At 73.3% G+C, this 19520-nt stretch carries 15 protein-coding genes and 1 pseudogene; 9 read left to right on the top strand and 7 right to left on the bottom strand.

Translation table 11 applies throughout. The features are described 5' to 3' along the window. Positions 1-124: 124 nt before the first annotated feature. Both IEZ19_RS14330 and IEZ19_RS14325 read right to left on the bottom strand, forming a co-directional pair. Positions 125-1585 (bottom strand): FG-GAP-like repeat-containing protein, encoded by a 1461-nt coding sequence (locus IEZ19_RS14330; protein WP_189311519.1) that lies wholly within the window; start codon positions 1583-1585, stop codon positions 125-127. Positions 1586-1857: 272 nt separating this feature from the next. Continuing rightward, positions 1858-2631, bottom strand: coding sequence for a VOC family protein (locus IEZ19_RS14325; protein WP_189311518.1), 774 nt, complete (start codon positions 2629-2631; stop codon positions 1858-1860). Between the two features lie 297 nt (positions 2632-2928). Between IEZ19_RS14325 and IEZ19_RS14320 the strand changes: the two genes are divergently transcribed. From IEZ19_RS14320 to IEZ19_RS14305, 4 genes are all read left to right on the top strand, one after another. Continuing rightward, a complete protein-coding gene (locus IEZ19_RS14320; protein WP_189311591.1) occupies positions 2929-4209 on the top strand; it encodes an SCO2400 family protein in 1281 nt (426 codons plus the stop codon). Positions 4210-4304: 95 nt separating this feature from the next. Next, on the top strand, positions 4305-5864 hold the full coding sequence (locus IEZ19_RS14315; protein ID WP_229840322.1) for a M1 family metallopeptidase: 1560 nt from the start codon (positions 4305-4307) through the stop codon (positions 5862-5864). A gap of 195 nt (positions 5865-6059) precedes the next feature. Continuing rightward, the gene (locus tag IEZ19_RS14310) at positions 6060-8042 is read left to right on the top strand and encodes an N-acetylmuramoyl-L-alanine amidase (RefSeq protein ID WP_444545191.1); all 1983 of its coding nucleotides are present in this window, start codon (positions 6060-6062) and stop codon (positions 8040-8042) included. A gap of 77 nt (positions 8043-8119) precedes the next feature. After that, positions 8120-9109: an NAD-dependent epimerase/dehydratase family protein gene (locus IEZ19_RS14305; RefSeq protein ID WP_189311517.1), complete on the top strand. Its 990-nt coding sequence runs from the start codon at positions 8120-8122 to the stop codon at positions 9107-9109. Between the two features lie 5 nt (positions 9110-9114). Here IEZ19_RS14305 and IEZ19_RS14300 read toward each other — a convergent pair whose 3' ends face one another. Together IEZ19_RS14300 and IEZ19_RS14295 are read right to left on the bottom strand one after the other, a co-directional pair. Further along, complete coding sequence (locus IEZ19_RS14300; protein WP_373296972.1) at positions 9115-10215, bottom strand: sensor histidine kinase; 1101 nt, start codon at positions 10213-10215, stop codon at positions 9115-9117. Between the two features lie 5 nt (positions 10216-10220). After that, a complete protein-coding gene (locus tag IEZ19_RS14295; RefSeq protein ID WP_189311515.1) occupies positions 10221-10943 on the bottom strand; it encodes a response regulator transcription factor in 723 nt (240 codons plus the stop codon). A 160-nt stretch (positions 10944-11103) separates the two neighbouring features. Between IEZ19_RS14295 and IEZ19_RS14290 the strand changes: the two genes are divergently transcribed. The 3 genes and pseudogenes from IEZ19_RS14290 to IEZ19_RS50640 all read left to right on the top strand — a co-directional run. After that, entirely contained in the window at positions 11104-11802 is a 699-nt protein-coding gene (locus IEZ19_RS14290; protein WP_189311514.1) for a glycosyltransferase family 2 protein, read from the top strand. Next, positions 11799-12416, top strand: coding sequence for a TIGR04282 family arsenosugar biosynthesis glycosyltransferase (locus IEZ19_RS14285; RefSeq protein ID WP_189311513.1), 618 nt, complete (start codon positions 11799-11801; stop codon positions 12414-12416). Before IEZ19_RS14290 ends, IEZ19_RS14285 begins: the two co-directional genes overlap by 4 nt. Continuing rightward, positions 12413-12985: pseudogene (locus tag IEZ19_RS50640) on the top strand (class I SAM-dependent methyltransferase); the annotation flags it as partial. The gene IEZ19_RS14285 and the pseudogene IEZ19_RS50640, both read left to right, overlap by 4 nt. A 140-nt stretch (positions 12986-13125) precedes the next feature. Here IEZ19_RS50640 and IEZ19_RS50635 read toward each other — a convergent pair. Next, positions 13126-13623, bottom strand: a complete 498-nt coding sequence (locus IEZ19_RS50635) for a hypothetical protein (RefSeq protein WP_373296970.1) — start codon at positions 13621-13623, stop codon at positions 13126-13128. 2 nt (positions 13624-13625) lie between these two features. Then, positions 13626-14861, bottom strand: a complete 1236-nt coding sequence (locus IEZ19_RS14275; RefSeq protein WP_229840319.1) for a molybdopterin-dependent oxidoreductase — start codon at positions 14859-14861, stop codon at positions 13626-13628. 113 nt (positions 14862-14974) lie between these two features. On the opposite strand from IEZ19_RS14275, the gene IEZ19_RS14270 reads away from it, so the two are divergent. Then, the gene (locus tag IEZ19_RS14270; protein ID WP_189311510.1) at positions 14975-16366 is read left to right on the top strand and encodes a glycosyltransferase family protein; all 1392 of its coding nucleotides are present in this window, start codon (positions 14975-14977) and stop codon (positions 16364-16366) included. A 47-nt stretch (positions 16367-16413) separates the two neighbouring features. After that, positions 16414-16839: an acetyl-CoA synthetase gene (locus IEZ19_RS14265; RefSeq protein ID WP_229840317.1), complete on the top strand. Its 426-nt coding sequence runs from the start codon at positions 16414-16416 to the stop codon at positions 16837-16839. A 38-nt stretch (positions 16840-16877) separates the two neighbouring features. On the opposite strand, the gene IEZ19_RS14260 is transcribed toward IEZ19_RS14265, so the two are convergent. After that, positions 16878-19520: a beta propeller repeat protein gene (locus IEZ19_RS14260; protein ID WP_189311509.1), complete on the bottom strand. Its 2643-nt coding sequence runs from the start codon at positions 19518-19520 to the stop codon at positions 16878-16880.

The following is a 19520-nucleotide window of genomic DNA, read 5'->3' as shown; positions in this document are numbered from 1 at the left end:
GCGTGTGCCCTTGCCTACAGCGTTCCATGGCCGGCGAACATCACAGAAAGGCCTTCCCAAGTGACATACGTCACGGTTTCCACGGCCATGGCGGCACGGGTCACCGTGCACGCCCGGGGCGTTCTCAGTCCGCCATGACGCTGCCGAACTGCGGCCGGCCGCTGGTGGAGACACCCACGGCGGACGGGCCGAAGGAGGTGATGCCGGTGGTGGTGATCTTCTGGCCGTCGGACCGGAAGGCGACGACGTTGCCGTTGTAGTCGTTCTCGCCGTTGACGCCGACCGTCAGGTCCGCCCTGCCGTCGCCGGTGACGTCGGAGAGGTGGACCTCGCCGCCGAAGCCGTCGTACTTCTCGTTGCCGCCGGGGACACCCGGGGTGTTCTGGTGGAAGTACTGGCTGCCCGTGCCGGACACCCCGGACGCCGAGCCGTACAGCACGGTGACCGCGCCCGCGTCGGTGATCGAGGTGGTGCTGCCGGTGGTGAGGTTCTCGCCGGGGGCGCCGATGGCGAGGTCGGCGTAGCCGTCGCCGTTGATGTCGCCGGTGGACACCTCCCAGCCGAAGGCGTCGCCGGACTCCGGGTCGCTGGGCACGCTCGCGGTCCCCTGGCTGATGGAGACGGGGGCGTAACTGCTGTAGTCGTTGCCGTAGATGACGCTGATCTTGCCGCCCTTGGCGGCACCGGAGATACCGTCGTCCCAGTGCTCGCCGATGACGAGGTCGGCCTTGCCGTCACCGTTGAGGTCGCCCGTCGCGGTGACGAGGCCGGCCGCGAGGTTCTCCTGGGAGCCGCCCTCCAGCTTGGTGCCGGTGGGGGAGGCGTAGATGATGATGTTGGTGTTGTAGTCGGTCTCGGAGCTGTACCCGTTGACGATCAGGTCGTCTCCGCCGCCGCCGTTGAAGTCCCCGGTGACCAGATGCAGGGCACCGGCGCCGTTGCCGCTGTGGATCTGGAACGGCACGTAGTACGACGAGCTCGCACCGGCGGACTTGGTGAAGCCGCCGCGGAAGATCCACACCTTGGCGGACGTGCCGCCGGCCGCCAGGTCGGCCTTGCCGTCCGGGTCGAAGTCGCCGACGGCGAGGGCCTGGCCGAACTTGTCCTGGCCGCTGGGGTTCGGGTCGGCGACCGTGGTGCCGCCCGAGAGGCCGGAGGCGGAGCCCCAGATGATCTCGACCATGCCGCCGTCGGTGTCGCTGCCGACGTCCTCGCCGGGGGCGCCCACGGCGAGGTCGGCGTATCCGTCGCCGTTGAAGTCGCCGGCGGCGGTGGCCTCGCCGAAGAGGTCGTTCTTCTCGGCGCTGCCCGGGACTCCGGTGGAGTTCTGGCTGATGAGGGTGCGGCTCGTGGCCTTGAGGCCGCTCGCCGAGCCGTACATCACCGCGATCTGCCCGGCGTTGGACTTGCCGCCGACGGTGGCGAGTGGCGCGGAGACGGCGACGTCGCGGTAGCCGTCGCCGTTGAAGTCGCCCGGCAGGCCGGAACCCGCCGCGGCTGCGGTGCCGGCGGCGGCGGTGAGCGCCGCACCTGTCAGAGCCGCGGCGGCGGCCGTCGCCAGGGCGTGGCGTATGCGTCTGTGCATGCGGACGTTCTCCAGTGCATGCGGGGACACCTGACGGCGCCCCAGGCCATTGGGAGCGCCACGGGGTCCGCGTCGACCTGGTTTGTCATCCCTTGATCACGGCACGGGACCGCGGTGGCGTATCCCAGACAACTGGAGGGGTTCCTGGGTTGTACATGAACCACAGGTTTCTTCGGGGCGACTTCGAGGACACGACGACTGGACGGGCCGGCACCGAACGGCGTCGAGGCCCGGTCAGGTGGACCCGCCGGCAGGGGCCGGTGCCCGCCGCTTCACGCCTGGCGCGGGTTCGGCTTCAGCACCGCGAAGACCGCCCCGGCCGGGTCCGCGAGCCAGGCGATGCGGCCGACGTCCGGGACGTCAGCGGCCGGCATCAGCACCGTGCCGCCGTTGGCGCGGACCGCCGCGGTGAGAGCGTCCGCGTCGGCGACGGCGAAGTACGGCACCCAGCGCGCCTCCTCGGCGTCGCCGGAGAGCGGGGCCACACCGCCGAACGAGCCCTCCTGCTGGTCGCCCTCGGCGATGCTGAGGACCCGGTACGTCATGCCGGGCGCCTTCATCTCCTCGGAACGCCAGCCGAACAGCTCGCGGTAGAAGCCGACCGCCGCCTCGGGGGCGGCGACGTGGAGTTCCACCCACACCAGCGTGTTGTCCTCGGAGGCCCGCTCCAGGCCCTTCCCGGACTGGAGCACGGCGAAGTCGGCGCCCTGCGCGTCGGTGAACTGGGCGATCCTGGCCGGGCCCATGTCCATGGGCTCGACGCGGACGATGCCTCCGCCGGCGGTCACGGCAGCGGTGGTCGCCGCGGCGTCGGCGGTGCGGAAGTACGTCGTCCAGGCGGGCTCGGCACCTTCCTCGGTCAGCCGGCCGAGCGCGGCGACGGTCTTTCCGTCCTGCTGGAAGAGGCCGTAACCGCCCGCGTCGGGGCCCGCGGAGACGTACTGCCAGCCGAAGACGGCGCCGTAGAAGGCGGCGGACGCGTCGGTGTCGGGGCTGCCGAGGTCGAGCCAGATGGGCGAGCCGGTGCGGAAGTCGGTGCCGAGCATGGGGTTTCCTCCTGCCAGTCCGGTGCGGGGCCCTGGTCAATATGCCGAGCCCGGCGATGCGGTTCGCCGTGAAGGGCCGGATCGGGCGGGGGTTTCACCCGCGCTGGGGAACACCGGTGACCGGACATGGCGGATGATGTGCGTGAGGTGTGCGGGGAATCTGCGCAGGAGTGCCACACAGACTGCACACAGGAGTCCGGAACCGTCGTTAGCGTTGCTGCCGCTCGAGACCCTGTGCGAGCGCGACCATGCCGGGCCCGCACGGGCCGACGGCGCAAGCGACCCAGGAAGACCGTCATGGACTACTGCTCCTCGTGCCGTCGCTATCTCAACGGCGCCCTGGTGTGTCCCGGCTGCGGCGCCTACGCCCCGGACATCGCGCCCCGCCACGGCCAGGGGCCGACGGAATTCACCCCGCGCCGCACGCGGACCGGCCCCTCGGGGCCTGCTCCTCGACATGGGCAGGGAGCGGCGGGAGCCGGCCGGCCACCTGGTGGTGAGGGCCCGATGGGGTCGAACCCGCGGCTGGGCGAGGGCCCGTCGGGGGCCGTCCCGCGCCACGCGCAGGGAACGGCGGGAGCCGGCCTGCGGCCGGGCGAGGGCCGCGCGGAATTGGCTCCGCGCCACGGAGAAGGCCCCACGGACACCGGCCCGCGGCCCGGCGAGGGCCCGTCGGTGTTCGCTCCCCGCCACGCCCCAAGCCCGATGGGACCCACCTCGAACCAGGGCCAGAACCCGATGGGACCCACCTCGCGCCCCGATCACGGGCAGGCGGATCTCGCGCCCCGGCGTGCCCAGGGCCCCGCGGGTCCCGCTGCTCGTAGTGACCGGCGCCGGGCCGGGGCGGCACCCGGTATGACGGCCGCCTGGGAAGCCACCGGCGTGGAGTCGTGGTTCGACGCTGCGTCGCGGCCCGCCGCTTCTTCCGCAGCCTCGGCACCCTCAGCGACCACCGGCGCCCACGACGAGCCGCACACCGACTCCTCCGGCGACGCGGAAGGCGCCCTGCCCGCCCCGCAGGGACGTGCTGCGCGGCGGCGGCAGCTCGCTCGGTGGAAGAGGAACCAGCGGCGGGCCGTGGTCGCGACCGCCGTCGCGCTCGTCGGTGGTGGGCTCACCGTCGCCTCGCTGGACCGGCACTCCGGCGACCGCGCACAGGCCGCGTCGGCCCCGGACAACCGGAGCATGGGCGTGGGCGTGGCCGAGACCGCGACGGACCCGGACCCCACCCTCCCCGCCGCGCCGCCCACCACCGGACACCCCAGGCACGCCGCCCTCCACACACCCGCACCGGCGACGACGTCCCCGCAGTACCGGTCCGCCCCCGCACCGCGGCACGCGGCACCGGCGCCGGCCCACACCGACGCCGCCTCCCCCGTCCCGGCGACGACGGTTCCCCAGCAGAGGACCGTCGTCCCGGCTCCGGCCCCCACCCACACGGCCGCGGCTGCACAGCAGCCGGCGGCGACCACCCCCACGACGCCCCCCGCCACCGCCCCGAGCACCCCCCAGACCGCCCCGGCCCCGGCGTCGTCATCCCCGTCCCAGATATGCGTGCTGGTGCTCTGCCTCGGGTGACTCAGCCGTATGACGGACAGCTGGCAGCCAGTCAGCCAGCCCCATATACACGGACATAAGTCGCCGAATCCCTCCCACGTTGCGATAGTGCGGCCATGATCCGCACACCCCGCACCGTCGTGAGGGAACGTCCGGCCCCCCGTACCCGCCGCACCCTCCTCGCCCTCACGGGTGCCGCCGGGATCATCGGCCTCGTCGTGCTCGCCGGTGTGCTGCCCGGCGGCGCTCACCCCACCGCCCCCCGCCAGGTCGGTCATGGCGGGCAGGGCAGTCACGCGCCCGCCGCCGTTCCTTCCCCCGGTGCCCGCGGCATCGGGGATCCGCTGATGCCGCTCGCAGGCAACGGCGGGTACACGGTGCGCCGTTACGTCCTCGACTTCGACTGGCGGGCACCCCGGACTCCGTTCCCGGCCACGGCCACCATCCAGGCGACCGCCACCCAGGCCCTCTCCCGCTTCGACCTCGACTTCGCGGGCAACACGCTGCACACGGTCACCGTGGACGGCGTACCGGCGCGGACCGAGCGCGACGGTGACGAGCTGGTCGTGACGCCGGCGCAGCCGATCGCCGACGGCCGCGCCTTCACCGTGCGGGTCGGCTACACGGCCGACCCGACGCAGCAGCGGCACCGCAGCGACGCGATCCGGACGTACGGCTGGGTGCCCACGGCCGACGGCACCCTGCTGTACGCGCAGCCCGACGGCGCCCGGATGGTCTTCCCGGCGAACGACCACCCGAGCCTGCGCGCGCCTGTCACCTTCCACGTCACCACCCCACCGGGGCTGAGCGCGGTCGCGGGCGGGCGACTGGTCGAGAAGGTGGAGCGGCCCGACGGACGTGTCCGGTGGACGTACGACTCGGAGGAGCCGGTCGCCGCGCAGCTCGTGCAGCTGGCGATCGGGAGGTTCACGTTCGTCGACGGCACCGGGCCGCGCGGGCTGCCCGTGCGCGACGCCGTCCCGCGGGGCCTGGTCGGCGACACCGAGGACTACCGCGCGCTGACCCCGGATCACCTCGCCTGGCTGGAGCGACGGCTCGGGCCGTACCCGTTCCGCCGCTACGGCGTCCTCGTCGGGGACACCGATCTGCCCGTGGCGCTGGAGACACAGTCGCTGTCCGTCGTACCGAGCGCCGACCTCCTCGGTGACCGAGTCGACGCCGAGCGGAACCTGGTCCACGAGCTGACGCACCACTGGACCGGCGACAGCGTGGCCATCAAGCGCTGGTCCGATCTGTGGCTGAGCGAGGGTCACGCCCGTTTCTACGAGCGCCTGTACTCCGACGAGCACGGCGGCCCGGACCTGGAGGAGGCGATGCGGGCGGCGTACGAGCAGCACGACCAGTGGCGCCACGACGACGGCGCGCCCGCGGAGCCCACCGAGCCGACCCTGTTCAAGGCGATGCGGTACGACGGCTCGGCACTGGTGCTGTACGCCCTGCGGGAGAAGGCCGGCGAGAAGACCTTCGAGCGGATCGAGCGCACCTGGGTGACTCGGTATCAGGGCCGCGCCGCCGGCACCCGGGACTTCATCCGGCTCGCCTCCGAGGTGGCCGGCCGGGACCTGACGCCCTTTCTGACGGCCTGGCTGTACGGCCCGCACACCCCGCCCATGCCGGGGCACCCGGACTGGGCGGTCGGCCCCGTCGAGGAGTGAGCGGGCTGTAAGCGGGGCGTGAGGACACTGCCGCCGACCGGGTGGCCTGCGGCGGGTCGCTGGTCCACGCGGTTGACGGTCGGCGTGCCGTGGCGCGCGAGGCACGGAAACGTACGAGGGGTGGCGAGACGGGCAACTCCGTTGTCCCTGCTGCGTTTGTCCTGGCCCAGACGAGCATGGTTGGAGACACCCGTGATGAGAAGACGCGTCGTCCCCCGTCTCCCCGACGCCGTCCGGGGGTATCGCCCGTTGATCTGTGTGACGGCGCTGGCGGCGCTTCTCGTGCCGCTGCTGGCCGGTCCGGACGATGACGTCGACGTGGCGGCGGATCTGAGTCTGCAGAACGAGTTCGCGGCCGCGGCGCAGAAGTACCACGTGCCGCGCAGCGTTCTGATGGGTGTGTCCTACCAGCAGACACGCTGGGACTCCCATCCCGGCACGCCAAGCGTCGGCGGCGGCTACGGCCCGATGCACCTGGTGGACGTCCGCCCCGTCCGCCCGGTCCCGGCGCCGTCGGTGCCGCCGCACGGCAGCCCGCCACCGCTCGCGGGAGCGCCCGACGGGGCCGCCGCGAACGCCCCGGGCGCCGCCGGACAGCTGACGGACCTGCGCCGCGCCGCCCGGCTGATCGGCGAGCCGGCCAGGCGGCTGCGGACGGACGCGGCGGCGAACGTGCGCGGCGGCGCGGCCTTGCTGGCGGCGACGCAGAAGCAGCTCGGCAAGCCGCTCAGCGAGAATCCGGGCGACTGGTGGGACGCGGTCGCCGCGTTCTCGGGGCTCTCGGGCACGAGTGACGAGGCGTCGGCGGCGACATACGCCGACGACGTCTTCACGGTGATCCGCAAGGGCGCGAAGCGCACCACCGACACCGGACAGGACGTCACCCTCCCGCCGAACCCGAACGTGCGCCCGCACCCGACGGTGCGGGACCCGAACCGGCGGGAACAGGTCGAGTGCCCACCGGAGCTGACCTGTTCCTGGCTGGGCGCGCCGTACACCGAGGTCAACGGCGGCGCGACGTACGGCAACTACGACCCGGCGGACCGGCCCCGGGACCAGAAGATCGAGTACATCGTCATCCACGACACCGAGGCCTCGCTGAAGTCGATGCTGCTGACCGTGCAGGATCCGACGGAGGCGTCCTGGAACTACTCGGTGCGCTCCAGCGACGGCCACATCACGCAGCACGTGCGGACCAAGGACGAGGCCTGGCACTCGGGCAACCAGTTCGTGAACGCCAGCTCGATCGGCGTCGAGCATGAAGGTTTCCTCACCCAGCCCGACACCTGGTACTCGGAGCAGATGTACCGCTCCTCGGCCCGGCTGGTGCGCTTCCTCGCGAAGAAGTACGGCATCCCGCTGGACCGGCAGCACATCATCGGCCACGACAACGTGCCGTCCCCGACCGCCGGCACCATCCCCCAGATGCACGAGGACCCCGGCCCGTTCTGGGACTGGCGGCACTACTTCGACCTGCTCGGCGCGCCGCTGAAGGCGACGGCGGGGCCGGACAGCCCGGTGCTGATGGCGCTGCCGGACTACGCCACCCACAAGCCGCGCTACTACGGCTGCAATGGGCACGGCGTACTGTGTCCGCCGCACGGCTCCAGCGCCGTACGGCTGCACACCGAGCCCTTCGACGACGCCCCGCTGATCCAGGACCCGGGCCGGCACCCGGACGGCGCGGAGTCCACCGAGGACGTCAGCGACCTGGGCTCACGGATCTCGGCCGGGCAGAAGTTCGCGGTCGCAGGCCGCAACGGCGACTGGACGGCGATCTGGTTCCAGGGCCACAAGGCGTGGTTCAAGAACCCGGAGGACCATCCGACTGCCGTCGGCTCGTCCGGCAAGATGGTCACGCCCAAGGACGGCACGGGCGAGATCCCGGTGTACGGCCGTCCGCTGCCGGAGAAGTCTGCGTATCCGTACGGGATGGAGCCGCAGACGGAGTCGCCGCTGCCGTACAGCATCCAGGAGGGCCAGCGGTACGTGGCGGGGTCCGTCGTGTCCGGGGCGTACGTCGACCGGTCGGCCTTCGGACAGGGTCCCGGCGAGGTGATCAAGGGCAACGAGAAGTACTACGAGATCCAGCTCGGCCACCGGCTCGCCTACGTCCGCGCGAGCGACGTGGACGTGGTGAACCCGTCGGCCGGGGCGGCGGGGCTCGCGCAGCAGTGACGCGGGGTCTTGCGGAGTGGTGACGTGGCGGGCGTGGTCCTTCGGTACGGGGGGCCGCGCCGCCTAGCGTGCGGAGCATGCGCGTACTGGTCACCGGCTCGGCCGGGTTCATCGGATCACATGTCGTCGAGGCGCTGTCGGCGCACGGGCACGAACCAGTCGCGTACGACGTGCGCGCCGACCCGGCCGCCGACGTCCGGGACCGGGACGCCGTCGCCCGCGCCCTGGCCGGAGTGGACGCCGTCTGCCACCAGGCGGCCATGGTCGGTCTCGGCACCGGCTTCGCCGACGCGCCGGAGTACGTCTCGCGCAACGACCTCGGTACGGCGGTGCTGCTGGCCGCGATGGCCCGGACGGGGGTACGGCGGCTGGTGCTCGCCGGGTCGATGGTGGTGTACGGGGAGGGGCGGTACGAGTGCGCGCGGCACGGAGTGGTCCGGCCGGGACCTCGGGAGCCCGGGCGGCTCGCGGCGGGGCGGTTCGAGCCCGGCTGCCCCGTCTGCGGGGCCGACCTGACGCCGGGTCTGGTCGGCGAGGACGCTCCGGCCGACCCGCGCAACGTGTACGCCGCGACCAAGCTCGCCCAGGAGCATCTGGCGGCCGCGTGGGCGCGGGCCACCGGCGGCTCGGCGGTGTCGCTGCGCTACCACAACGTGTACGGCCCCCGGATGCCCCGCGACACCCCGTACGCCGGGGTCGCCTCCTTCTTCCGCTCCGCCCTCGCCCGGGGCGAGGCCCCGCGGGTGTTCGAGGACGGCCGCCAGCGCCGGGACTTCGTGCACGTACGGGACGTGGCGGCGGCCAACCTGGCGGCGCTGGAGGCGTCTTCCGCGCCGGGCGCGCTCACGCCGTACAACACGGGCAGCGGCGACCCGCACACGGTCGGCGAGATGGCCCACGCCCTGGCGGCGGCGTACGGCGGCCCCGAGCCGGTGGTCACCGGCGAGTACCGCCTGGGCGACGTCCGCCACATCACCGCGGACTCGACCCGCCTGCGCACGGAACTGGACTGGAAACCGGAGGTCGGCTTCGAGGCGGGGATGCGGGAGTTCGCGGCGTCGGCATAGGGCTGCTACAGCGCCGTCGGCAAAGTCACCTCGAAGCGGCAGCCGCCCGGGATGTTGTGTACCGATGCGCTGCCGCGGTGGGCCTCGACGATGCCTCGGACGATGGCCAGGCCCAGGCCCGCGCCGGCCGGGGGTGTGCGGGCGTGGGTGCCGCGCCAGCCGGTGTCGAAGACGCGGGGCAGGTCCTCCTCGGGGATGCCGCCGCAGCCGTCGGTCACCGACAGCACGACGCCCTCGGGGCAGCGTTCGGCGGCGACGGCCACCGTTCCGTCGGCCGGTGTCCGCCGGATCGCGTTGACCAGCAGGTTGCCCAGGACCCGGCTCATCTCCTTGCCGTCCACCTCGACGGGCACCGGCTCGATACGGTCCCCCACCAGCCGTACGCCGAGTTCGCGGGCGAGCGGGTCGGCTCCCGCCAACGCGTCGCCCACCAGGTCGTACAGGGACATGCGGGACGGGGACAGGGCGAGGGCGCCCGCGTGGATGCGGGAGAGCTCGAAGAGGTCGCCGACCATGTCGTTGAGGCGCTCGACCTCGGTCCGGATCTGCTTGAGGTAGCGCTCGGGGTCGGCGGCGACACCGTCCTCCAGCGCCTCGGCCATGGCGCGCAGCCCGGCGAGCGGGGTGCGCAGGTCGTGCGAGATCCAGGCGACCAGCTCACGCCGGGAGGTCTCCAGGGCGCGCTCGCGGTTCCGGGACTCGGCGAGCCGGGCACTGGTGGCCGCCAACTCGCGGCTGAGATCGGCGAGTTCGGCGGTAACCGGACCGTCGGGCGCAGCGAAGGAGCCGCCGTAGCCGAACGAGCGGGCGGCGCGCTGGAGTTCACGACTGCGGGCGACGACCCAGCGGCCGAGCATCAGGGCCGTGGCCAGCGACACCACGGTGGCCATCGCGACCACCGTCGTGACGACCTTCAGATCGTGCGGGGACAGGAACATCGCCCACGCGACCGCGAGGGTGCCCGCGAGCATCGCGGTCACGGCGACGGACGCCACCACGGTGAGCGACGCGGTGAGCGAGCGCCGGCGCAGCAGCCACAGTGCGCCCGCGCCGAGCGCACCGGCGGCCACCGCGCCCAGGAACGCGTACAGCGCCATCCGCAGCATGTCGTTCACGGCCGCTCCTCCCCGGCGACGGCCTCGAAGCGGTAGCCGACGCCCCACACCGTCTGGATGAGCCGGGGCCGGGCCGGGTCGTCCTCGACCTTGCCGCGCAGCCGGCGGACATGCACGGTGACCGTGGACAGGTCGCCGAAGTCCCAGCCCCACACCTCCTTCATCAGGTCCTGCCGGCTGAACACCCGCCCGGGGTGCCGCAGGAAGAAGGCGAGCAGGTCGAACTCCCGGATGGTGAGCGCGAGTTCGTAGCCGTTCTTGAGGGCGCGGCGGGCCGCCGGATCGACACTGAGCCCGGCCGCGGCCAGCTGGCCGGTGTCGGAGCGCGGGCGGGTGCGGCGCAGCACGGACTCCACGCGCAGGACGAGTTCGCGGGGGCTGAACGGCTTGGTGACGTAGTCGTCCGCGCCCACCTCGAGGCCGAGGATGCGGTCGTCCTCGTCGCCACGGGCGGTGAGCATGATGACCGGCACGGGCGCCCGGCCGCGCATCCGGCGGCACACCTCGAGGCCGTCCATACCGGGCAGCATCAGGTCGAGGACCACCAGGTCGGGCCAGTGGGCGGTGGCGCGGGCGAGCGCGGCCGGGCCGTCCTCGGCGCGGTCCACGACGTACCCGGCCCGGTCGAGGTATCCGGCGACCACCTCGGCGACCGTCGGATCGTCGTCGACGACCAGGACCCGGGCTCCGGCCGCCGGTTCTTCCGCCTGCTGCTCCATACGGCCAGCGTCGCACCCCGCCCGTCCGTGCGCGGCCCCCGAGGGCGCACCCGGACGCGGGCGTCCGCGTTTCGTAAGGACTCACGGCCCGCCTCGGACGTCCATGTTCCGTAAGGAGCCGAAGCCCGTTATAACCGTTTTGCACTCGTAGGGTGAAGCCGTGACGACCTCTCCCACACCAGCGGACGCCGACGTCGTGCTCCCCTGCCTGAACGAGGCCGACGCCCTGCCCTGGGTGCTGGCCCGCGTTCCCGCGGGCTGGCGCGCCCTCGTCGTGGACAACGGCTCCACCGACGGCTCCGCCGACATCGCCCGCGCGCTCGGCGCGACCGTGGTCCACGAGCCGCGCCGCGGGTTCGGCGCCGCCTGCCACGCGGGACTCACCGCCGCCACCGCCGACGTCGTCTGCTTCTGCGACTGCGACGCCTCCCTCGACCCCGCACAGCTCGTGCCGTTCGTGAACGAGGTGCGCGCCGGCGGCGCCGACCTGGTGCTCGGCCGGCGCCGCCCGCAGCGCCGGGGTACCTGGCCGGCGCACGCCCGCGCCGGGAACCTCGCGCTCACCCGCATACTGCGCCGCCGCACCGGCCTGCGCCTGCACGACCTCGGCCCGCTGCGCGCCGCCCGCCGCGAGGCGCTGCTCGCCCTCGGCCTCACCGACCGGCGCAGCGGCTACCCGCTGCAGATGGTCGTGCGCGCGGCCGACGCGGGCTGGCGCATCGCCGAGCACGACGTGTCGTATCTGCCGCGCACCGGCGCCTCCAAGGTGACCGGCACCTGGCGGGGCACCTGGCAGGCGGTACGGGACATGAGCCGCGTCCTGGCCGAGGCGCCCGTGGCGGAGGGGACCCCGCGGTGACCACACTGCTCGTCATCGCCAAGGAACCGCGCCCCGGCCGGGTCAAGACGCGGCTCACCCCGCCGTTCTCCCCCGCCGAGGCCGCGCTGCTGGCCGAGGCGTCCCTCACCGACACCCTCCACGCGGTGGCCGCGGCCCCCGCCCGCCGCCGGGTCCTGGTGCTCGACGGACGGCCGGGCGACTGGCTCCCGCCCGGCTTCGAGGTCGTACCGCAGTGCGCGGGCGGCCTCGACGAACGCCTCGCGGCCGCCTTCGCCGGCTGCGACGGGCCCGCCCTGCTGGTGGGCATGGACACCCCGCAGATCACGCCGGACCTGCTCACCGTGGACTTCGCCGGGTGCGAGGCGTACTTCGGCCCCGCCGAGGACGGCGGCTTCTGGGCCCTGGGCCTCGCCGAGCCGGATCCCGCACTGCTGCGCGGCGTCCCGATGTCGACACCGGTCACCGGGGCCGTCCAGCGCGAGCGGCTGACCGGGGCGGGCCTGCGGGTGAGCGACCTGCCACCCCTGCGGGACGTCGACACGGCGGCCGACGCGGAGGCGGTCGCCGCCCTGGCCCCGCACGGCCGCTTCGCCGCGGAACTGGCCCGGCTGCGGGCGGCGGGACGCCGATGAGCACGACCGCGGGCGGCCACGGGCCGACGACCACGGCCACGGACAGCCCGACGCCGATCGCTCCCACCGCCGGCGCCCGGAGACCCAGGACCACCGCACAGCGTGAGGCCGCCCGGCCCTCCTGGTCCGCCGATCCCTACTCCGAAGCCCTGCGGACGGGGCGTGGCCCGCTCTTTCTCTCCCGTGCCGACGGATGGCTGCTCCCCCTGGAGGTGGAGCGCTGGTGCGGGGCCGCCGACGCCGTCGATCTCGATGTGCTGCGGCGCTGCGAGGGTGCCGTGATCGACGTCGGCTGCGGGCCGGGGCGGCTGGTGGCCGAGTTGGCCGCCCGGGGCCGTACCGCTCTCGGTGTCGACGTCAGCGAGGCCGCCGTCGCGCACACCGTGCGGCTCGGCGGGCAGGCACTGCGCAGCTCCGTGTTCGAGCCGCTGCCCGGCGAGGGCCGCTGGGGCACCGCGCTCCTCGTCGACGGAAACCTCGGCATCGGCGGCGACCCCCGCACGCTGCTCGACCGGCTGACCCGGCTCCTGTGTCCCGGCGGCCTGTTGATCGCCGAGACCGTCCCCCTCGACGTGGACGAACGGCTCAGCGTGCGGATCGTGCGGGCCACCGACGCCTGGGGCGCCACCGGTACCCCGTTCCCCTGGGCCCGGCTCGGCACTCCGGCGCTGCTGCGGTACGCCCGCCCCCTCGGCTGGCGTACCGTCGCTCAGTGGTCGGCCGGCGGGCGCAGCTTCGTCGCCCTGCGCAGCCGCAGCACCAGCAGCAGCGCCGAGCCGCCGAAGAGGACGGCCGTGATCAGCAGCCAGCGGCCGAGGAACACGTCGGACGACAGGCCGGTGCCCAACCGGTAGCGCTCCGCCACCCTCCCGCTGATCAGCGGGAACCACACGAGCAGGAGCAGCCCGGACAGCACGGCGGGCACCCGTACGTACGGCGTCCACGCCCGGCGCCCTACGGCGTCCGACCCTCGGATCACCGCACGGTCGGCGACCGTGTACAGCGGCACCAGCACCAGGTCGTGCAGCAGGGCCGCGCCGACGAACCACAGCGCGACCCCGAACCAGTCGTCCGCGAGGAGCCGTACGCCCGCGTAACCGGCCAGCGCGAACGAGCAGGCCAGCAGCAGGATCTGCAGGGGGCTGCCGAGCGGGAGGCGGTGCAGCGCCACCGGCATCCGGCGCTTGGTGGGCGGCATGCGTCGCATCGTCACAGGTCTCCGAACGTCATCCGGGCCACCCACTTGGTGTTGAGCACGCCGGGCGCCGCGGGCACGATGACCCGGGCCGGGTGGCCGTGGTCGGGGGTCAGGTCCTCGCCGTTGGCGAACAGGGCGAGCAGGGAGCGCGAGTCGGCCACCTGGTCGGCGCGCAGGGCGGCGCGACGGAAGCCGCCGCGCCGCTGGAGCGACTCGACGAGCAGGTCCGGCGGATCGTCGTACCCGACGAGCGCGGCCAGGTCCCGCAGCCGTACGCCCCGCCACCACTGGTCGTCCGTGGACCAGCCCTCCACGCAGGCGATGGGCAGCGCCGAGCTGTGCAGGTCCATCTTCAGCAGGTCGGCGCGGCTGAGCCGGACGGCGCCGGTGCGGCCGGTGACGACCAGCCGCCAGGCGTCGTCGGTCGTCTCCTTCGCGTCGATGCCGGCGTAGGCGGCCGTCTTGTTGATCTGGAAGCCGCCGGGCCCGGATCCCGGATCGCTGCCGCCGTGCGGGGCGAGCAGGGCGGTCGAGCGCAGCGCGCCGCCGAGGCTCTGCCCCACCGTGGTGACGAACAGCAGCAGCGAGCCGCCGCCGACCAGCCGGAGCGCGCCCCGCCGGGAGAGGGTGGGCCGGCCGGGCCGGGGGGAGGTCAGGTCGTCGCGCTCGTCCTTCTCCCCCCGCCGGTCACGCAGAGTGCGTACGGCCACCGGCAGCTTCAGGACCGTGTGGGCGAGGAACGCGGCGAAGAACACCCAGGCGCCGTAGAAGTGCAGCGGGTAGAAGGAGCCCGGGAAGATGTAGTCGAGCTGGATGTTGAGCACGCCCGTCACGAACTCGAAGAGCGCGCCTCCGACGAGCAGCAGCAGGGAGAGCCGCTCCAGGGCGTGGGCGAGCGAGCGCGCCGGAGGCAGTGCGAACAGCTTCGGCACCACCGACCAGAGCTTGGCCAGCAGCACCGGGATCAGCGTGATGCCGAGCGTGACATGGACGCCCTGGGTGAAGCGGTACAGCCAGTGCGGGTTCGTCGGCCAGGCGAACAGATAGAAGCCGAGGAGGCCCTTGCCCGGGGTCTGGTCGTTCACCGGGGACAGGCCCGGGTTGTACGCGGCGTAGGACACGAGCCCGGTCACGAACAGCACCGTGATCCCCCCGAGCAGCACGACGCCGAGCACGGAGGTGAACCAGGGACCGCGCAGCGGGCTGCGCCAGAAGCCGGGGGAGGAGGGAAGCCGTGAGTCGCGCATGATTCGACCGTAGGCCGCGTGACCGCCAAGAACGGGTGCGCAACCCATGACGAAACCCTGATGTCCGCGCTGCGCATGTCCTCGCGCGCGGCCGTCCGGCCTAGCGTTCCGGTGTGAACCGCGCCCTCGTCCGCGATCTGTCCGCCGCCACTGCCGCCGCCCTGCTCGTCCTGGGGGCGGTACTGATCGGCCGCCACCTCCAGGACTCCTACCGCAACCTCTTCGTCCACTGGCCGCCGCTGTTCGCGGACTGGGACCCGCACGTCGGCCCCGGCACCCCGGCCGCGCTGATCGTCGCGGCCGCCGTGATCGCGTACGGTCCCGCACTCGCCGCCCGGCTGCCCTGGCGGGCGCTCCTCGCCGCCGCATGGGGCGCCGCCATGTCCTGGACCTGGTCCCTCGCCCTGGTCGACGGCTGGCAGCGGGGCGTCGCGGGCCGGCTCACCACCCGCAACGAGTACCTCCAGGTCATCGACCGCTTCCACGACATCCCGGCCACCCTGCGGGACTTCACCGGGCACATCCTGAGCCGGTCGCCCGACAGCTGGCCCGCGCACATCGCAGGGCACCCGCCAGCGGCCACACTCACCTTCGTGCTGCTCGACCGGGTGGGCCTGGGCGGGGGTGGCTGGGCCGGGGCCTGGTGCATCACCGTCGGCGCGAGTGCGGGCGCGGCCGTGCTGGTGGCGGTGCGGGCGCTGGCCGGGGAGGACCTGGCCCGGCGGGCGGCGCCGTTCCTGGTGCTGGCCCCGGCCGCGGTGTGGGTGGGCGCATCGGCCGACGGATACTTCGCGGCCGTCGCCGCCTGGTCCGTGGCCCTTCTCGCACTCGCGGTGACGGGACGCTCGCGCTGGTGGGCGGCGGGCGCCGGGCTGCTGTTCGGGCTGACCTGCTATCTGTCGTACGGCCTCACGCTGTTCGCGCTGATCGGCGCGGCGGCACTGCTGCCGGGCCGGAACCGGCTGCGCATGCTGCCCTTCCTGCTCGCCGGGACCGTCGTCGTCCCGCTGGTGTTCACGCTCGCCGGGTTCGACTGGTGGGAGGCGTACCGGCTGCTGGAGGTGCGCTACTACCAGGGTGTGGGCGGCATCCGGCCGTACGGCTACTGGGTGTGGGCGAACCTGGCCTGCCTGGTCCTGGTGACGGGGCCGGCCACGGCGGCGGGGCTGGGGCGGGTGGGCGGTGCGCTGGTGGGTCAGGTACGAAGGTGGGGCGCCGGCTCGGCGGGACGGCGGGACAGCGGCTCGTGCGGACGCCGGTCGGTGCCGCGGGCCGACGCGTGGCCGGCGTCGGTGCGGCTCGCCCTGCTCGTGGCGGCCGCCGCGCTTGCCGTGCTGGCCGCCGACCTGTCCGGGCTGAGCAAGGCGGAGACCGAGCGCATCTGGCTGCCCTTCGCGATGTGGCTGCTCCCGGCCTGCGCGCTCCTGACCCGCCCCCGCGCCTGGCTCACCGCTCAGGCGGCACTCGCCCTCCTCCTCAACCACCTGCTGCTGACCGGTTGGTGAGAAGAGGGGCATGCTGGTGGGGGACGATCGGGTCGGGAGGTGCCGGTATGCGGTGCTGGACCGCGGTGTGGCTCGCCGCCGGGGTGATGGTGCTGGTGGCCTGCGGCCGGGACCACGCGCCTTCGGCTGGTTCGGACTGCGCCGCCGGACAGGTACGGGTCACGGTCTCGCCAGGTGATCCGGCGACGCGGCGGCTGTGCGTACGGCCGGGGACCGTGGTGTCACTGGTCCTCGCGCCCCGCACCGACGACAAGCGGTGGACGGCCGTACACAGTTCGGCACCGGTCCTCGTGCTGCCCGAGGGCTGGCGGCTGGAGCCGGACGGCACCGGGCACGCCTCGCTGCGGTGTGCCGGGACGCGGGCGGGCGCGGCCGTGGTCAGCGCGTCGGCGAAGGCACCGGACGTGGCGGGAGCGCCGAGCGTCGCCTTCACGCTGGACGTGACCGTGGTGCCGTATACGCGGGAGGGGTGACCCCGGCACCCGGGATCACCCCCCGACCAGCCTTCAGGTCAGCCGAGTTCGCGCACCCCGATGGTGGAGATGCCGCGTCCGTGCGTGGCCGCGTACAGCGTGCGGCCGTCGGGGCTCAGCTTCAGCTGGAGCACGGCGACGGCGGGGAGCCGGCCGACGCGCTGCCAGGTGGTGCGGCCCGGGGCGCGGTAGACGACGCCCAGGTCGGTGGCCACGGCGAGGCCGCCGTTCGGCGTGACGACCGCGGAGTTCGTCGGCACGTCGGGAAGGTTCGCCGAGATGTCCTTCCAGGTCGTGCCGCCGTCCTTGGACTCGAAGACGTGCCCGAGGCCTGCGCCGGGGCCCTCGGTCCAGTGCCGGGAGAAGCCGTTGACCGCGAGGTACACGTGGTCGGCGTTCTGCGGGTCGATCGCGAAGCCGCTGAGGTAGCGGTTGGGTACCGTCCCGTCGACCGGCAGGTTGATGTCGTGCCAGCCGGTGCCGTCCGCGTTGCCGACGGCGATGCCGCGGGCGAAGCCCTGGTCGTTGCAGGGGCCGCACCAGGCCGCGTACACCTTGCCGCCCGAGGCCGCGACGGCGGTCGCGGTGCGGCCGGCGCCGAGGTCGCGCAGGCTGGTCCACTCCGAGCCGCTGCGGATGGCGTACCCATGGGTCTGCACCCAGACGTGCCGGCCACCCGCGATCCAGGTCGAGCTGTTCTTCAGGTCGGCCGCGAGCGGGGCGATGAAGCGGGCCTCGCCGGTGGCGTTGTCGGCGGGGGCAATGCCGTACGACGTGATCTTGCTGGGGTCGGTGACCCAACTGCCGTCGTTCACGGCGCAGTTCTGTGTCACCTGGATCGCAAGGTAGACGTACTCCTGGGCGATGTTGCACCCGTTGGCCGGGTCGGTGAGGGTGTCGCCGCCGTCGCCACCGAAGTTGGAGCCCATCACCTTGTCGTTGCTGCGCAGCAGGGACTGGCCGTTGTCCTGCAGGCCGCCGGTGACGGAGACGCCGCCGTGGTCGAGGTCGCGGCCGATGCCCACCGAGTAGTACTGGAGGGTGTCGATCGTGCCGTCGTTGAGGGACGTCCAGTCGGTGGCGTGCCCGTCGGCGTCCTGGGAGCCGCGCAGCGGGCGCTTGTAGACGCCGCCGTCGTTGCCGACGTACACCCAGCTCTTGCCGTGGTAGCGGCCGATGGCGACGCCGTGCTGGTCGGAGTGCGTGGTCGCGTTGCAGTCGCCGGTCTGCTTGGCCGGGTCGATGCTCCAGCAGTCGAAGCCGAAGTTCCAGTACGGCCCGACGGTCGACCAGGTGGCGCCGCCGTCCTTGGACTCGTAGACCTCCTCGAGCCCGGCGTACACATGGTTCGGGTCGCTCGGGTCGACGGTGAGGAACTGGTTGTACCAGGCCTGGACGCCGGGCATGTAGCCCTCGGAGTTCAGCGCGGAGCCGCTGGCCGCGAGGCCTTCGTAGTCGGCGATCTTGGTCCAGGGACCTGTCGGCGAGCCGGACTTGGAGACGTAGAAGCCCTCGAGCCCGCTGTCCGGGTTGGTGTTGAGCTGTTCCGGGGACTGGTCGATGGCGTAGTAGCGGGAGCCGTCGGCGGAACGGGCGAAGGTGACGTTGCCGACGCCGTCGGGATCGGCGGGAAGATCCCCGAGCCCGCTGGTGATCCGCTTCCAGGAACCGCCCGCGTCCTTGGTGTAGAAGCCGTTGTAGTCGTCACCGCTGCGCCAGCCGATCGCGAGGACCACCTTGGAGGGGTCCTTCGGGTCGATCGCGATGTCGTTGGCGATGTTCTTGTAGGCGGAGTCGGGGTCGTGCGCCTTCGAACCACCCGGCAGATACTCGGGGTTGGGCGCGAACTCCTGCTTCCAGGAGCCCTTGAGCGTCTTCGTCGAGTGACTCCACACGCCCTCGCTGGTCGCGGCCCACACCTTGCCGCCGCCGAAACGCAGCGCGTGCACGGTGGTGCTCTCCAGCTCGTCGCCGCCGACCCGGCTGCGGGTGGAGAACGTGCCGTGGTGCGGGTCGGACAACACGTAGACGCCGCTGCCGAGGTAGGCGTCCGCGTTGGTGGTCGCCTCACCGGTGCCGAGCCACAGCCGGTCGGACCCGTCGAGCGCGAGCGCACCGGTGGACTGCGAGGGCAGCGAGTCACTGATGGCCTGCCAGTGCCCACCGCCGCTGCGCGACCGCCACACACCACCACCGGCGCTGCCCGCGTACACGTATCCGTCGTCGTCGGCGGCCATGGCGGCCATACGGCCCGTCACGTAGCCCGATCCACCGCTGGAGTTGGAGTCGAAGTCGCGGTAGCGGGGGTCGTCGGAGTCGTACGGCAGATCGGTGATATCACGCCAACTGCCGCCGGTACTGGACAGCTTGGCGAGGCTGCTCCAGGCGGCCCCGTAGGCGCCGGGGGCGACGACGCCCGGCGAGGTGCGGGCCTCGGCGTACTGGGCCGCGCCCTCGGCTATCTCCTCTGCCTCACCGCCGTCGTCGTCCTCGCCCGCCAGGCTGGGGGCCATGACGCCGGCCGACTGCGCGCGCTCAGCGGCGAGTTGGTCTTGTACGCGCGCCCCGAAGGGACTGCCGTGACGGGCGGGCGCGGCGCCCGCGGGTATCGCGATCAGTCCGGCGGACGCGGTGATGGCACAGATCGTGAGCCATCGTCTCTTGCGGGTTGTTGCTGACAA

Origin of the sequence: Streptomyces brasiliensis (genome assembly GCF_014647875.1) — a bacterium.
Classification (GTDB): Bacteria; Actinomycetota; Actinomycetes; order Streptomycetales; family Streptomycetaceae; genus Streptomyces; species Streptomyces brasiliensis.
The sequence above is the reverse complement of the archived record's forward strand: the minus strand, read 5'-3'. Positions and strand labels throughout refer to the sequence as shown.

Bases quoted from the DNA above. Each gene is read 5' to 3' on its own strand.
- IEZ19_RS14330 (WP_189311519.1), bottom strand. From the start codon at position 1,585: ATGCACAGACGCATACGCCACGCCCTGGCGACGGCCGCCGCCGCGGCT.
- IEZ19_RS14325 (WP_189311518.1), bottom strand. From the start codon at position 2,631: ATGCTCGGCACCGACTTCCGCACCGGCTCGCCCATCTGGCTCGACCTC.
- IEZ19_RS14320 (WP_189311591.1), top strand. From the start codon at position 2,929: ATGGACTACTGCTCCTCGTGCCGTCGCTATCTCAACGGCGCCCTGGTG.
- IEZ19_RS14315 (WP_229840322.1), top strand. From the start codon at position 4,305: ATGATCCGCACACCCCGCACCGTCGTGAGGGAACGTCCGGCCCCCCGT.
- IEZ19_RS14310 (WP_444545191.1), top strand. From the start codon at position 6,060: ATGAGAAGACGCGTCGTCCCCCGTCTCCCCGACGCCGTCCGGGGGTAT.
- IEZ19_RS14305 (WP_189311517.1), top strand. From the start codon at position 8,120: ATGCGCGTACTGGTCACCGGCTCGGCCGGGTTCATCGGATCACATGTC.
- IEZ19_RS14300 (WP_373296972.1), bottom strand. From the start codon at position 10,215: ATGCTGCGGATGGCGCTGTACGCGTTCCTGGGCGCGGTGGCCGCCGGT.
- IEZ19_RS14295 (WP_189311515.1), bottom strand. From the start codon at position 10,943: ATGGAGCAGCAGGCGGAAGAACCGGCGGCCGGAGCCCGGGTCCTGGTC.
- IEZ19_RS50635 (WP_373296970.1), bottom strand. From the start codon at position 13,623: ATGCGACGCATGCCGCCCACCAAGCGCCGGATGCCGGTGGCGCTGCAC.
- IEZ19_RS14275 (WP_229840319.1), bottom strand. From the start codon at position 14,861: ATGCGCGACTCACGGCTTCCCTCCTCCCCCGGCTTCTGGCGCAGCCCG.
- IEZ19_RS14265 (WP_229840317.1), top strand. From the start codon at position 16,414: ATGCGGTGCTGGACCGCGGTGTGGCTCGCCGCCGGGGTGATGGTGCTG.